Here is a 15,643-nt window from a genome sequence, read left to right as displayed (position 1 = left end):
CATGTGAAACTGGCAAGAGAGCGGTGTAATGAGAAATGGACCAGTGAAACAGGCTTCGAAGTGTTTGTGTGAAGTTGTCTGTGCCCTAATTGAATTATATGTTAGCGCTTACAATTCGGGTATCTTGAATATCTCCAATTGCATCTTGATAATTCATGATAGACTCTACAAAATGTCCAATTCCTTCAGCAAAATAGCCAATTTTATTGATTTTCTCTTTGTTTTTAGGTGGAGATGCCCTGGAAGAAGCAAAAAGGGCAGCTATTCGCCACCCCCGGAACCTCGTTATTTTTCTAGCATTTCTTTATATTTACCTGGTGTAATGCCTTCCACTTTTTTAAATACACGGATAAACGCGTTAATATCATTGAATCCAACGCCATAGGCAGCATCACCGACAGATTGTTCTTTTCCTTTGAGCAGCTGTTTGGACTTCTCAACCCGTACCTTATTAATCCGATCGAGTAAGCCTTCACCGACATAATCCTTGAACAGCTTGGATAAATAGGTGGCTTTACGATCAAAATGACTGCCGATCATCGTTACATTCAAATTGGCATCCGTGTAATTGTGCTCAATATACGTGTTCACTTGGTCAACGAGCTGTTGAAGGGCTTTCTGCTTCGTTATCGAGTTGGCATGTTGTCGTTTGGCGGAGGTATACGTACAGACCTGTGTAACCATATCGCCGAGTTGATGCTCCATGTCCTGGATCGTTTTACTGTTTAAGAGGCGATCCAGCAATTTGGGATTTCGGATGAAGAAGCTTTCTTGAATACCGCCTGTATCATTTATACTTTTCATAATCGTGGTTACCAAGCCAAGCATGAGACATTTGGTTAACGAAACGGAAATGCCAGAGCCTTCAAAGTTTTTCTGGATAATGTCTCGAAGAATGTCGTGAGCTTCATCAAGTTCTCCGAATTTCAGGGCATTCAGAAACTGTTGTTCCACGCCCATCGGATAATAATATCCGGTTGGGTTATCACAGTGGCTATTGGGTGGTAATTCATTGTAGGCAAGAATTTCGTGCCCGCCCATTACAAGTTTGTACGTCATGGCATCTAAAGCTTCCAAGAAGGCTTGCGGCACACAGGAAATATGGTCGTATATGGTGCTAATTGCAATCGTAAGGTGTATATCATAGGTGGAAGCCAGGAAGGTCTGTGCCTCATCCGCAATACGAATTAATTCTTCTTTGGAGCTGCGACCGTCTTCCATCGTCATATTCACTAAACAACCGAGTGTATCATCAATCTCGGCCACATAGCCGCGGTGCTTCTGAGCTACTAATTCTTCTACGACATTACTGACGATAAATTGCAGCAGCTTCCATTTCTCCTCATCGGACGTATGCGTAATTCGTTCGAAGAAGGACTCACTTTTATCAATGACAAACAGCATGACGGCAAACTCTTTCCGATCCAGCTTCATGTCAAAAGTGGTTAAAGCCTCCGCGATCGGAATTTTAGCATCCAGCTTACCTTTGAGCAGCTTTTCTACAAAATGTGAACGGACGATTTGCCGATGCTGTTCAACTTTGCTTTTGAAATCAGCCATCTCGATTAACGTACTATCCACTGCTTGCTGGAGGAAATGAAATTCATTGTAGGTTCTACCGGATTCAAGGGTTTGTTTCTTGGAAAAGGCGTGAACCAATCGACGCACAGGGTTGTAATTTCTTCTTAGGAAGACAAATGTCAATAAACCTCCGCCAAGCAGACTGATGATTAGACTCAAATAGGTCAAGTTACGAATATGTGAGGCCTTCTGCCAATAAGTCGTGCTTGGCATAATAGAGACGTATTTCAGCTTCGAACGCGGAGATTGAATATTGAACACTTCATACTTCTCACCATCGTTGCTATTAAAATAAAAATTGGATGTATCCCCTAAATTGGCATAAGGGAAATCGATGGGCATCGTGCCCTCCGAACTGGATGCTAGAACTTGATTCTGCTCATTGAGAATGAGAACATGGCCTTTATTAAAGATCTCCATATTCTGAATAGCGCCTAGGATGCGTGACTGATCGATCATAATGACATTCGTGGCAAGCGGTTGATTGCGTTCAACGGGATACGTACTCACATACGCGACTGTTTTGCGAAGACTATTATCGTCTCCGATCCGGTACATCGGGATGAAGCCTTTGAAATTATTGTGTGTCATAATGGATTGCCAAGAATCGAAGGGGAAATCAGAGCTTTTATGTAAAGTCTCGTAAGCGAAATCTTTCGAACGAACGGTAGTTGGAAGAATGACAGACTGATTTTTGTTCAAATACACATAAAAGGAGTCGATCAATGGGTAGGAGGTTTTGTACATCGATAAGCTCTTGGCGATTTGATATTCATCATAGGGTAAATCTTTCGGATAGGTTTCATACTTGTTGGAATAGAGCAACTCTTGAATATTTACATTCCATGTGATTTCGAAATTGAGCTGTTCCATGGCTTTGAATTGGTTGTCCATCACTTCACGTACTTGTTTTAGTAAAGAATCATTCGCTTGTTGTATTTCTTCTTTCAGGGTCCGGTTGGACTCAATATATAATAATAGACCAATGGCAACAGGTAATAAGAGAATGACGATATATGAAATTAACCAGGTTAATACAATGCTTTGGCCATTAAAGATAATTTTATTTCGCATCAACCAGCAACCCCCTCGTATTCGAACTTTCTTCCTTGAGCAACCAAGAAGTAAGTATGAATGCGCTCTCATTCTATTGTATTTCCTTTCCTTCGTCTACGTCAACGATGGAAAAGAGGTAATTCATGTAGAATTATTCAAGGGTCTTAAATCGTTGTTTCCCAAAGAAGAAATAAAATAAATAGGAAATGACAGAATAGACGACCGCTGTAATACAAAAGGCATATGCATAACCGAAGTAACTGCCATATCGGAAGACGAGGCCTGTACTAATCGGAGAAGCAATAAACCATCCGAGATTAAAAACAGCTTCCCCTGAACTCGATGCTAACCCGCGAAGTGAGCGATGGACATAACTCATTTTGATTGAATTATAGAAAGGATTCGCAGCATTCATCAGTGCTTGACGGAATAAATAACCACCAGAAGATAAGTAGAAATTTGCCGAGAAAGCAGTGAGTAGTAGAAAAGGGATGGAACTTAGTTGCAAATAGACAACTGATTTGACTTCTCCATAACGCTTAGCAATCATGGGTCCGATGAGAAAAGCGACACCTGTAGCAGCTTGTCCCAATGCCACGACAATCCCAATGGAGGATTTGGACGCTTCAAAGCGATCCTCAAAGTATACGTTCAAATAGGGAACGATCATCCCGCCACCGAGCGAGGAAAGTAAGCCAAGTAAGCAAAAAATGCTAATGACTTGGATCGATGTCTTGTGTTCGCGCCACGTTTGCTTCCAGTTCAATGTTTCACGCGCAGGAGTTGCTTCTTCTTGATCGCTTTTCCCAAACATGGACATCGGCAAGACGCCAAGCGCGGCAATGGCCACACCAATTAATAGGGTATACCGAAGGCTGTGAACCTCATCTACACCGATCATAAATTGAAAGAAATCACACAGTACGCCACCGAGTGAGATGCCAATTACATTGGCTAGCATAACCAGCGCCATATTGAGACTGAATAAATGCACCCTTTGCTGTGGGGAGGAGTTATTAGCCATAAACGGTAGAATGGTAGCTGAAACGACTGCTAGCGCCATACCGCCTAAGAAGGCTGAAATCAACATCCCTTCTTCCAATTCAATGAGGGAACGTGCGGTGAGGGCGGCAATTGTAAAAAGAAGTCCAAAGGATATGATACGCTTCGGTCCGAAGCGATCGTTCATAATACCTGCTGGGATCAAAATGATGGCCGCGGCGAGCGCGGTCATGCCTACTAGGCTGCCGACCATGGTTTGCTCGTAACCTAGACTGCGAACATATAAATTGTATACGAGACCGAACATGCTGATCCCTAAGTTCCAAACAAAATTAAACCAGAAGAACAGCTTAATATTCCGGCTATAGCCTTGCAGTTGCTGCTTCCATTCGCGTAGTAAAGTGGTCATGCGATATTCCTGCCTTTGTATTTTGTGTCTAAATTGCAATCGCTTTGTCTATTCTACCACTGGTAAATAGTTTTGAACACGGGAAAGACTTGATATTCGATCCAATCTGTATAATAATAAGTAGTCTAATCTACGAAGCAGGGAGCACATAATTGAAATGTCTACATCAACGAGTATTGTAACGGAAGAAGAACAGAAGCCAGAAGTTGAACAGATTGAGATTTGGAAATGTAAAGCCACAGAATGTAAAGCTTGGGTTCGCAAAGAATTCGTGACGGAAGCTTTACCAACATGCCCGCTTTGTAAAACACAAATGGTGCGTAGCTACAAACATGTGCCTGTAACATCTAAAAAAGGAAACAAAAAGTTTCTTGTAGGAAAGAAACGCTTCTAGTCGAAATTATTGAAGTTATTTCTTCTAAAATAATAGGTTATGATCAAGAGCATCTTCAGCGAGGCGTGAAGAGTGATGCTCTTGGTCTTTTTTTTTGTAAAGAAAAGGAATAGACAAGCATAGCATGAATATGAGGGGGAGATGCTGTGCTTGGACCTACTATTAATGTGAGTGATGATACCGAAGTCTTGTTAAAAGAGTTGCAAGAAAGAAAAGTGAAATGGGACAAAATGAAAAAAATGCAGCCCATCTTATCCATCCTAACGGGTGGCATCCTTCTCTTTGTCTTATATTTGTTGTATCAACATGTGATTGTTCGTTCAGGCGGGAATGCCCTGCTCATCTTGGAGTTAATCATAGCGAATAAATTATTATGCGGCTTGTTGCTCGCTTGTATCTCTTTATTTCTCTACACCTCTAATCGAGCGCGCGAAACAGAGAAGGCGAAGGATAAGTATGAAGATTTACGTTTAGAAGTGATAGAGCGCCTGGATGCCTCTTGGCTTAAAGATGTGAAGTCGGAATCTCGCGATCAAATTTCGAGCTTTCTTTCGAAAGAGTTTGATATTAATATCGTATATAAGACTTGAATCTGGTATGCCAAAGTGAGGTTGAGATAACGAGAATGAAGTATGTGTGTGGTTTTGTGGAAAATGTTCGTCAATGGGATTGGTCTGTGTCCCCGATCGGGTATTTACGTGATGTAGTGACCGCGGAAGCTCCGCGGCTGGAAACACAGTTTCGTGCATGCTGGACGAAGGAAGCTCTACATATCCGTTATGAATGTCAAGATGATCATATCGTTGCAACGATGACGAAGCGTGACGATTCACTTTACGAGGAAGACGTCGTAGAAGTGTTTATTGATCCATTTGGCGGCGGCACGACGTATTATGAATTCGAGATCAGTCCGCGAGGCGTCTTATTCGATGCATTCATTCATAACTCATTACATGGAAAAATAGACGTGGATAGATCATGGACTGCTAACGGCTTTCAGGCCAAGGTCACGCCAGGCACTGATGACGGCTGGCTCGTTTATGAAGTCGAAATCCCATTTGCTGACTTGGACGATGTCGGCGTGCCGGAACCGGGAACGGTTTGGCATTGGAATGTGTTCCGGATTGATGATGATCGTGAAGGCATCCGTCACTATTCAGCTTGGTCGCCTACAGGAAAGGTCAATTTCCATATTCCGCAGCAATTCAAGGAGCTCGTGTTTGTGAACGAGCAACCGTAACATTGCACAAAAAGGAGGCAGTCTCAAAAAGTCGATCTAGACTTTTTGAGACTGCTTCTTTTTGAGTTAATGAGATTTGAGTAATGAATCTGCTACTTCTGTTTTCACGACTCCCACGACACCAACGACTCTCATGACACCCAAGACACTCAAGACACCCAAGACACCCAAGACACCCAAGACACCCAAGACACCCAAGACACCCAAGACACCCAAGATACCCAAGATACCCAAGACACCCAAGACACCCAAGACGCCCAAGACACCCAAGACAACCTAGACGCCCAAGACACCCAAGACACCCAAGACACCGAAGACCCCGAAGACTCCCAAGACACCCAAGACACCCAAGACACCCACTAATCCCACTAGCTCCCCGCAAACTAACTGGATTTTCTCCATCTATTTGAAGCGGATATCTAGAATTCGAAAGGTTAACTGTATTTCCTGTAGTTAAATCTCTTCGATTTGCTCGTTTTTTCAAATTTCATATAAATTAGCTGCATTTTTTCCATCTAATCGTGCAAACAGGTCAGATTCGGACAAATTAGCTGTAGTTTATGCTTCTAAACACGTAGTGGCAGCCACCATGGTTTCGCAAGCCATTAACCAGCCACAATTATTCTCCATCGATAAAAACATTAATCTCCATGCAACACATCATGAAGATGCTGCCAAGCCCAATCCAACTCATCCTTCGTAATGATCAGAGGTGGCGCCAAGCGGATGATATGCTCATGCGTCTCCTTGCATAGCAGCCCTTTCTCCTTCAGTGCTTCGCAGAATGGGCGTGCTGCAACGGTCAGATCAATACCGATAAACAAACCACGGCCGCGAATCTCTGCGATCTGCGGCGACTTGATTTCCTGAAGCCGCTTCAGGAAATAAGCCCCAAGCTCATCCGAACGCTCTGCGAGCTGTTCAGATTCGAGCACCTCAAGAGCGGCGATCCCCACGGCGCAGCCGAGTGGGTTCCCGCCGAAGGTCGAGCCGTGGGAGCCTGGCTCGAACACCTCAAGAACCTCGCGATCTCCGGCCACAGCCGAGATCGGGAACACACCGCCGCCTAGGGCTTTGCCCAAGACATACAGGTTCGGCGTGACGCCTTCCCAGTCGCTGGCAAAGCGGCGGCCGGTGCGGCCGAATCCTGTCTGGATTTCGTCCGCAACAAACAATACCCGATTCGCCGTGCACAACTCATAACATTCGCGCAAGTAGCCCTCTGGTGGAATGACAATCCCAGCTTCGCCTTGAATGGGCTCCACCATAAACCCTGCTGTATGCGGACCAATAGCATCACGCAGCGCCTCAACATCGCCGTACGGAATAATCCGGAAGCCAGGCGTGAAGGGCCCGAAACCTCGTTGATATTCCGGTGAGGAGGAGAATGACGTGATGGTCACAGTTCGACCATGGAAGTTGCCTGCGCATATAATGATCTCAGCTTGATCAGCAGGTATCCCCTTAACATCATAGCCCCAGCGCCGAATGGCTTTAATGGCAGTTTCAACGGCTTCAGCCCCTGTATTCATTGGCAAAATCATAGGTTTTCCTGTATATTGGGCTAATTTCTCATAGAACATGCCAAGCGTTTCACTATGAAAGGCTCTCGAGGTGAGTGTCACCTTGCCTGCTTGTTCCATGAGTGCGTTCACGATATGCGGATGGCGATGCCCCTGATTCAAAGCGGAATAAGCGCTCAACATGTCCATATAGCGGCTTCCTTCCGGATCTTCAACCCAGACGCCTTCGGCCTTAGAAATAACAAGCGGGAGTGGATGGTAATTACGTGCACCGTATTTCTCTGTTTGTTCAATGATAGAGGAGCTTTGAGTAGCCATGTGAATTCCTCCCTTTCATGAGTTCCTAGCTTCTACAGGTGTACTTCATTGTATTCTAGTATTAGCGTACGATGACATCCTAAGTATATAATTGGTAAATAGGTGAGGCTATTCAAAATTAGCCTGACCGTGCATATCCCTGACTTTTAAGCTAAAAATAACCACGATAGTGGGCTAGATGCCACGATGGGTTCCATGAAAGCTTAGGGAATGAAATATGATGTGGTAAAGGATGGTTCCGATGACTTTTCGCATTGAGAAAGACTTTTTAGGTGAAAAGCAAGTCCCTTCTCATGCCTACTACGGCATTCAAACGATGAGAGCAATTGAGAATTTCCCGATTACAGGTGTTACGATTCATACGGAACTAATTACGGCGCTAGCCGAAGTGAAGCGTGCAGCCGCGCTTGCGAACATGGACACCCATATGCTGCCTAAGAAGATAGGAGAAGCTTTAGTACAAGCAGCTGAGGAAGTCAGCAAGGGCAGCCTCGTTGAGGAGTTTATCGTCGATTCCATTCAAGGCGGAGCAGGTACTTCCATTAATATGAATATGAACGAAGTGCTGGCTAATCGTGCTTTAGAGGTGTTAGGTGAGCAAAAAGGGAGTTATTTTCACTGTAACCCAAATAATCATGTGAACATGTCGCAATCAACCAATGATGTTATCCCAACCGCGATTAAGATAGCCGCATACCGTCTTTCCGAGCAATTAATTGAGGCATTAAGCTCTTTGCAGAGCGCGTTTGCACGGAAAGAAATTGAGTTTGATGATGTGATCAAAATGGGCCGAACCCACCTACAGGACGCCGTTCCTATTCGTATGGGGCAAGAGTTTGGCGCTTATGCGAGAGTGTTGATGCGTGATATCAGTCGAATAAAGCAGGCGATGCGGGGATTGTTAATCGTCAATATGGGGGCTACTGCCGTAGGGACAGGGCTTAACGCCAAGCCTGAATATGTAGAACGAGTTATGTTTCATTTAAAAGGTGCTGTGGGAATTCCAGTCGAAATCTCGGAGCACCTCGTCGATGGGACTCAAAATATGGATGCTTACACGGAGTTGTCTGCTTCCCTGAAAGTATGTGCTGTGAACCTCTCGAAAATTTGCAACGATATTCGTATGATGGCTTCTGGACCTCGTGCAGGGCTAGGGGAATTGAAGCTGCCGCCTAGACAGCCAGGCTCTTCGATCATGCCGGGCAAAGTAAACCCGGTGATGCCAGAAGTTGTGAACCAAGTGGCGTTCCAAGTTATTGGGAATGACCATACGATCTGTCTAGCTTGTGAAGCAGGGCAATTCGAGCTGAATGTCATGGGGCCAGTCTTAGCTTTCAATCTGTTGCAGTCTCTCAAAATATTGCGAAACGCAGCCAGCGTGTTTGAGCGCTTCGCCATCGAAGGCTTGGAAGCTGACCGTGAACGCTGCAAAAATTACGTAGAGCAAAGCTTCGGCATTGTTACAGCGCTCAACCCGCATCTGGGCTACGAGGTCGCCGCGCAGCTAGTGAAAGAAGCGGTTCGTACGGGCTATACCTTGAAGGAGCTTATCCTCGAGAAAGGTCTTCTCACACCAGAGGAGATCGAAGAAATCCTCAACCCGATTCAAATGACTACGCCTGGTATAGCCGGAGATAGACTGCTTCGGCCAGCAGACTAACGTCTGTACTTAAACTAACAATACCCCCACCTCTATCACGTAGAGTGGGGGTATTTGCGCATTCAACCTATAGGATCTGCTCGCCGAATAAAGAACTGATCAGGCTTACGGCAAGTTGTGAAGTCTTGTTGCTGTCATCCAACAACGGATTGACCTCCACAAACTCGGCAGAAGTTACGATACCAGCCTCATGCAGCATCTCGACGGCGAGATGTGCTTCGCGGAAATGAAGCCCGCCTTTGACGGCAGTGCCCGTTCCTGGCGCTTCAATAGGGTCAACGGAGTCCACGTCATAGCTGAGATGAACGCCATCTGTTTTGCTTTGTAGATAATCAATCGCTTCCTGCATAACATGGGCCATGCCTTTGCGGTCAATATCATACATGGTAAAGCATTTGATACCCAGCGAGCGAATAAGTTTCTTTTCACCTTCATCAAGTGAACGGGCCCCAATGAGCACAATATTTTCGGGTTTCACCTTGGGATTCTTCCCCTTAATGTCGGTTAACAAAGGATGCCCGATCCCCATGCTGACCGCAAGTGACATGCCGTGTATATTCCCTGATGGACTTGTATCCGGCGTATTTAAATCAGAATGGGCATCAATCCAGATCACGCCTAAGTTGGCATAATGGCTGGATAACCCTCCAATCGTACCAATAGCTATGCTATGATCTCCACCGATAATGAGTGGGAAAGCGCCCTGACTGACAACCTGAGAAACCTGATCAGCGAGCTGGGTATTGATTTCTATAACTTCAGCGAAATAATTGAGGTTGCGTGAATCCACATGCGTATCTAAGGGAGTTGCTGTGTCGTTTACTAGACGAAGATCAGCAACATGATCAACGGTATAGGCTAATTGTTCTAGCTGATGAAGTAATCCTGCTTCAAAAATGGCCTTAGGTCCATGGCTTGCCCCGCGGCGACCTGCTCCCAGATCAAAGTTGACACTGATTGCAGCGATGTTCGGTTTGATACTCATCGGATCAACTCCTTTTTGATTGGCTGATTAGACAATAATTCCTGAGGTTGCACTCCTTTGACTAACATTCCCAAACGGATAGCAAGCATCCTATATTACTATATGAGGCTATATTTTCTTTGTTCATTTGTGGAATCCTTTTTATAACGTTTCGTAAATATTGATAAGTTCATACAACAAAGTTAAAATAATAGATGTAAATCCAGATCTCCGAAAGTAGGTTATTATGTTTATCAATTTATTTTTAATCGTAGTATTGATTGTGCTTACCGCTTTTTTTGTCGCGACAGAATTTGCCGTTATTCGAATTCGTCCAAGCCGTGTAGATCAAATGGTTCTTGAAGGCAAGAAAAATGCAGTAGCTGTTCAAACGGTTACGTCCAATCTGGACGGGTATTTGTCAGCGTGTCAGCTCGGCATTACGATCACAGCATTAGGTCTTGGTTGGTTGGGAGAGCCCACGGTCGAGAAGCTTCTAGGTCCCTTGTTCGAAGGACTTGGCCTAGGTGATACACTCTCGCATATCCTATCTTTCGGTATTGCCTTTTTATCCATTACGTATATTCATGTTGTGCTAGGTGAGCTAGCCCCCAAAACATTAGCGATTCAGAAAGCGGAAGCCATTTCTATTCTAACAGCTCCGTTAATTATCTTTTTCTATAAAATTATGTACCCATTCATATGGATTTTAAATGGTTCAGCGACTCAGCTGGTCAAGATATTTGGCGTCAAGCCCGCAAGTGAGCACGAAGAAGCCCATTCCGAAGAGGAAATTCGAATTATTTTATCAGATAGCCTGATGAGTGGAAAAATAAATAAAACAGAATACAGTTATGTGAATCGGATCTTCTCTTTTGATGAATTGTTAGCTCGTGAAATCATGGTTCCACGGACGGATATGATCTGTCTATACGCCGATAAATCACTTGAAGAGAACATGGGGATTATTACGAAAGAGCAATACACCCGTTTTCCAGTTGCAAAAGAGAGCAAAGATCATATCATCGGATTCGTAAATACGAAGCAAGTTTTCTTAAGTTATTTTTCAAATCCGGATTTTAATTTTAAAGGACTGCTGCAACCGATCATGACGGTTCCCGAAGGAATGCCGGTGAAAGCACTGCTCAAAAAGATGCAGCGAGAACAAGTACATATTGCGTTGCTCCTCGATGAATACGGCGGGACGTCAGGATTAATTACGATCGAAGATATCTTAGAGGAAATTGTCGGAGAGATTCGGGATGAATTTGATAAAGATGAACGGAAAGAGATCGAAACGATAACGGAAGGACACTATTTAATTGATGGTAACGCCTTGTTAAACGAGTTAAATGCTGTGTTGGGATTTGATATTCAAGACGAGAATGTGGATTCCATTGGTGGATGGTTGTACAGCACGAACTCAGAGTTGCAAATCGGTGAAGAATGGCAGTATCAGGATCTGACTTTCATTGTGCGGGAGCGAGACACGAATCGCATTCGTAAAATTGAGATTGTTAGAAACTAGAAAAGGCTAATTAAAAAGGCTCGAATTGTAGTTAGTTAACTACAATTTGAGCCTTTTTGTATTAGAATGCCCAGCTTCCCTTGCGGAAGATCGGCTCGAGGGTTCCATCTGCGTGTTCGCCGTCAATATCCATATCGGCGGATCCGATCATGAAGTCAACGTGAATGAGGCTGTCATTCAATCCAGCTTGCAGCTGCTCCTCTTTGGTCATCTTCGTGCCGCCTTCGATACACGTAGGGAAGGCTCTGCCGAGGGCTAAATGGTTTGAAGCATTTTCATCATAGAGTGTATTGAAAAAGATTAAATTGGTGTTCGAAATCGGAGACACATGCGGTACAAGTGCGATTTCGCCGAGGAAGTGTGCGCCTTCATCCATTTCAATCATCGCTTGCAGCGATTCAAAGCCTTGCTCCGCGGTATAGTGTGTGACGCGGCCTTGCTCGAAGGTGATCGAGAAGTTATCGATCAGACTTCCTTGATAGCTCAGCGGCTTGGAGCTGCGAACGGTTCCGTTCGTGCCTAAACGATTAGGGGAAATGAACACTTCCTCTGTCGGGATGTTCGGGTTGAACTCGAAATCGCCGGTTTCGTTCGTCGCAGATCCGCCTCGCCAAATGTGCTGTGGTGGAAGTTCAACCGTCAGCTGTGTGCCAGGAGCACGGTAGTGAATTTTATGGAATTGCTTCTCATTCAATTGCTCCCGTTTACTTCGAAGTGTCGCATTGTGATCTCGCCACGTTTGAACGGGATCTTCTTGATCTACACGAGTAGCTTCAAAAATAGCATCCCATAAAGCAGGCACGGCAGCTTGATCTTCGAGATCAGGAAATACCTTTTGTGCCCAGGCTAGTGAAGGAGCCGCAATGATGGACCATGTCATCTTATAAGAGGACATGTATTCACGCCATTTGACAAGCTTAGGACCCGCTGCCTTGGCATTCGCAGCTATACGGGAGGGAGCTACATCCTTAAGCAACTCAGGATTATCGGCATCGATCCATAGGTAAGCGCCATTGTTCTCCGCTAATTCGGTTAGCGCTTGCGCGCGCCATGTTGGATACTCGTTGAAGGAGTCCTCCGGTGCATGGGAATAGCGGATTTGTGTGCAGATTTCATCCTGCCATTCAATATGTACATGCTTAGCACCGGCTTCATAGGCTTTGCGGGAAATGAGTCGTACGAACTCAGGGTGCTGAATCGGTGCATTGATCCAAAGCGATTGACCGGATTGAATGTTGAGAGCAACGCTAACTGTTAGCTCCGCATATTTCTCGAGATTTTGTTCAAAAGTCATTCGAGTAATCCTCCTTTTTCTCCGTCTTGTTTGAAGTTTATCGCTCTACTCGCTGACTGTCAAATAAATTTTACCGTTGGTTGAATAGTGGATTCTTGGCTGTCATTGCATGGAATTTTTACATTTGTTTACACTAGGTGCAGGAGGTGAATTGCTTTCATGCGCTATGAATGGCTATTGGGCCTGCTGCTGCTTGCCCAGCCCAAAGAAATGACATTTCAACTATCGGAGAATTCAGACGGTGGCCGGATGGCCCAGATCCAGAGAGAGCCATATACCCTGCATCTTCTAGATGTGCCTATGGTTAATACGCAAAAACTAGATCGACTTGCGGAGCAGATTGATAAATCGATTTATCGTAAACCGATTAATGCGACCATTAATGATGGCGGGGGAATTGTGAAAGAGGTCGCGGGCGTAAGACTGAATCGTCGTGCTTTTCTCAATCAGTTTTATGAGCAATTCTATGCAGATGGACCGATGAAGGTGGAGCTGCCGCTTCAAACGATGTATCCCAAAGTAGATAGTGAATTACTTGCCAGCATTCGCGTTCGTCCAATCGGCTATTATGTTACCTATTTTAATTCACGGAATACGCATCGTGTAACGAATCTCAAACTAGCCTCTCAAGCCATTAACAATTATGTCGTGCAGCCGAATGAGACGTTTTCTTTTAATCGTGTAGTCGGTGTTCGAACACCTAACAGGGGCTATATGCCGGCCAAGGTAATTGTAAGAGGGGAATTCTCAGAGGGGATTGGCGGGGGCATCTGTCAAATCTCGTCCACCCTTTTTAATGCCGTAGACCGTGCTGGCCTTACCATCATTGAAAGGTACTCACACAGCCGATCAGTACCCTATGTGCCACATGGAAGAGATGCGACTGTCAATTGGGGAGGGCCTGATTTTAGTTTTAGAAATGATTATAATCAGCCTATCCTCATACGAGCGCACACGTTGCCTGGTCAGGTTCAAATCAGTATTACATCTTCTGAGCTAATAAATTTCAAAGCACGCCATGTGCCAGGTGCAACTGAAGCGATCCCAGAGGAAATTGAAACGAATTCAAATGTAGGCAAACTGCTCCCATAACGCGTGGGGGCTTTTCTAGAGGTCAATATATGCATATTTTATGAAATTAAAGCACGAAATCGCAAGATTTCTAAGCCATTCTTTTGCTAATATAGAGGGCAGATCATTCAGCTTGAGAAGGGTGGAAATCGCTTTATGAAAACGTTTTTAGATGAGAATTTCTTACTTACGAATGAAACCGCAGTACATCTATTTCATGAATATGCCAAAGAATTACCGATTATCGATTATCACTGCCATTTAAGTCCTAAGGAAATTTATGAAAATAAACAGTTCAATAACATTACAGAAGCTTGGTTATATGGCGACCACTACAAATGGCGGATGATGCGTGCCAACGGCATCGAAGAGTCCAAAATTACAGGTGAAGCAAGTGATTATGATCGCTTTGTAGCTTGGGCTTCCACGCTGCCTATGGCGATCGGTAATCCATTGTACCACTGGTCCCATATGGAGCTTCAAACCTATTTCGGTGTGTACGAACTGATTAATGAGCAGAATGCACCAGTGATTTGGGAAAAAGTGAATGCGAAGCTGGCAGAAGGTGGATCACGCGCTAGAGACTTGATCACAAACTCCAAAGTAACGGTCATTTGTACAACAGATGATCCTGTGGATTCCTTGGAATACCACATCAAAATCAAAGATATTGAAGGCTTTGATACGCAAGTATTGCCTTCCTACCGCCCGGATAAGGCGTTAGAAATCAATCGCGCTACGTTCCTTCCGTGGATTGCGCAATTGGCAGCAGCGACAGGTACTCCGATTCGTACTTATGATGACTTGTTAGCAGGCTTGGAAAGCCGCGCGGTGTTCTTCGATTCCGTAGGTTGTAAAGTTTCTGACCACGCACTAGACTACGTGCCTTTCGCTGTTGCAACGAAAGAAGAAGTTGACGCGATCTTCGCTGCTGGACTTGCTGGTCAGCCAGTTAGTCTAGAAGATGAGAAGAAATATAAAGCATACACACTATTGTTCCTAGGCGGCATCTATAAGAAGCTCGATTGGGCGATGCAATACCATATCAATGCTTCCAGAAACAACAATGGACAGGCATTTGCGAAGTTAGGTCCAGATACAGGCTTTGATTCCATCGGTGATAGCCCAGTAGCAAGCGCATTGACTGGCTTGTTGTCATCCCTGGCTGTAGCGGATTCGCTGCCAAGAACGATTCTGTACTCCTTAAATGCGCGGGATAATGAAATTCTCGCTTCCTTGATGGGCAGCTTCCAAGGTGACGGCATCGCAGGAAAAATCCAATTGGGCGCAGCGTGGTGGTTCAATGATACGCGTGACGGCATGATTTCCCAAATGAAGTCGCTAGGCAACTTCGGTCTGCTTGGTCGCTTCGTAGGTATGTTGACAGACTCCCGCAGCTTCTTGTCCTACACACGCCATGATTATTTCCGCCGCATTCTATGTAATATGTTCGGTGAATGGGTGGAAGCAGGCGAGTTCCCGAATGACGAGCAATTGTTGAAGCAATTGGTTCAAGGTATTTCTTATAACAATGCGAAGCAGTATTTCGGATTCTAAATGATAAACCTTCGTGTGAGCGTGAGCTCGCACGGAGGTTTTTTTG

13 protein-coding genes are annotated in these 15,643 nt (G+C 44.8%); 7 read left to right on the top strand and 6 right to left on the bottom strand.

What is annotated here, in order from left to right:
* Positions 1–285: 285 nt before the first annotated feature.
* Entirely contained in the window at positions 286–2,655 is a 2,370-nt protein-coding gene (locus AC58QM_RS09615) for a helix-turn-helix domain-containing protein (protein ID WP_497283367.1), read from the bottom strand.
* Positions 2,656–2,788: 133 nt separating this feature from the next.
* Entirely contained in the window at positions 2,789–4,048 is a 1,260-nt protein-coding gene (locus tag AC58QM_RS09610; protein WP_497283365.1) for an MFS transporter, read from the bottom strand.
* Positions 4,049–4,205: 157 nt separating this feature from the next.
* Here AC58QM_RS09610 and AC58QM_RS09605 point away from each other — a divergent pair, with 157 nt between their 5' ends.
* The 3 genes from AC58QM_RS09605 to AC58QM_RS09595 all read left to right on the top strand — a co-directional run bounded on the left by AC58QM_RS09605 (position 4,206) and on the right by AC58QM_RS09595 (position 5,682).
* On the top strand, positions 4,206–4,442 hold the full coding sequence (locus tag AC58QM_RS09605; RefSeq protein WP_310500736.1) for a cold-inducible protein YdjO-related protein: 237 nt from the start codon (positions 4,206–4,208) through the stop codon (positions 4,440–4,442).
* A gap of 146 nt (positions 4,443–4,588) precedes the next feature.
* Positions 4,589–5,032, top strand: a complete 444-nt coding sequence (locus AC58QM_RS09600; RefSeq protein WP_497283363.1) for a DUF2663 family protein — start codon at positions 4,589–4,591, stop codon at positions 5,030–5,032.
* 35 nt (positions 5,033–5,067) lie between these two features.
* Positions 5,068–5,682 carry a carbohydrate-binding family 9-like protein gene (locus tag AC58QM_RS09595; RefSeq protein ID WP_497283361.1) on the top strand — a complete coding sequence of 205 codons (615 nt, stop codon included), beginning with the start codon at positions 5,068–5,070 and terminating at the stop codon, positions 5,680–5,682.
* Between the two features lie 66 nt (positions 5,683–5,748).
* Here AC58QM_RS09595 and AC58QM_RS09590 read toward each other — a convergent pair whose 3' ends face one another.
* Together AC58QM_RS09590 and AC58QM_RS09585 are read right to left on the bottom strand one after the other, a co-directional pair.
* Complete coding sequence (locus tag AC58QM_RS09590) at positions 5,749–5,934, bottom strand: hypothetical protein (RefSeq protein WP_497283359.1); 186 nt, start codon at positions 5,932–5,934, stop codon at positions 5,749–5,751.
* A 389-nt stretch (positions 5,935–6,323) separates the two neighbouring features.
* A complete protein-coding gene (locus AC58QM_RS09585) occupies positions 6,324–7,523 on the bottom strand; it encodes an ornithine--oxo-acid transaminase (RefSeq protein WP_497283357.1) in 1,200 nt (399 codons plus the stop codon).
* 232 nt (positions 7,524–7,755) lie between these two features.
* Here AC58QM_RS09585 and AC58QM_RS09580 point away from each other — a divergent pair, with 232 nt between their 5' ends.
* Entirely contained in the window at positions 7,756–9,183 is a 1,428-nt protein-coding gene (locus AC58QM_RS09580) for an aspartate ammonia-lyase (protein ID WP_497283355.1), read from the top strand.
* A 67-nt stretch (positions 9,184–9,250) separates the two neighbouring features.
* Here the strand turns inward: AC58QM_RS09580 and rocF are convergent, their stop codons facing one another.
* Positions 9,251–10,168, bottom strand: a complete 918-nt coding sequence (gene rocF, locus AC58QM_RS09575; protein ID WP_497283353.1) for an arginase — start codon at positions 10,166–10,168, stop codon at positions 9,251–9,253.
* Positions 10,169–10,394: 226 nt separating this feature from the next.
* On the opposite strand from rocF, the gene AC58QM_RS09570 reads away from it, so the two are divergent.
* The gene (locus tag AC58QM_RS09570; RefSeq protein WP_497283352.1) at positions 10,395–11,675 is read left to right on the top strand and encodes a hemolysin family protein; all 1,281 of its coding nucleotides are present in this window, start codon (positions 10,395–10,397) and stop codon (positions 11,673–11,675) included.
* Positions 11,676–11,736: 61 nt separating this feature from the next.
* Here AC58QM_RS09570 and AC58QM_RS09565 read toward each other — a convergent pair whose 3' ends face one another.
* Positions 11,737–12,969, bottom strand: a complete 1,233-nt coding sequence (locus AC58QM_RS09565; RefSeq protein WP_497283351.1) for an aminopeptidase — start codon at positions 12,967–12,969, stop codon at positions 11,737–11,739.
* Between the two features lie 159 nt (positions 12,970–13,128).
* On the opposite strand from AC58QM_RS09565, the gene AC58QM_RS09560 reads away from it, so the two are divergent.
* The gene (locus AC58QM_RS09560) at positions 13,129–14,061 is read left to right on the top strand and encodes a VanW family protein (RefSeq protein ID WP_497283349.1); all 933 of its coding nucleotides are present in this window, start codon (positions 13,129–13,131) and stop codon (positions 14,059–14,061) included.
* A 135-nt stretch (positions 14,062–14,196) separates the two neighbouring features.
* Positions 14,197–15,597 carry a glucuronate isomerase gene (gene uxaC, locus AC58QM_RS09555; RefSeq protein WP_497283348.1) on the top strand — a complete coding sequence of 467 codons (1,401 nt, stop codon included), beginning with the start codon at positions 14,197–14,199 and terminating at the stop codon, positions 15,595–15,597.
* The last annotated feature ends 46 nt before the right edge of the window (positions 15,598–15,643 follow it).

This window comes from Paenibacillus sp. J22P165, from assembly GCF_059692015.1.
Note: the sequence above shows the minus strand (reverse complement) of the source record. Positions and strands in the feature narration are given on the sequence as shown.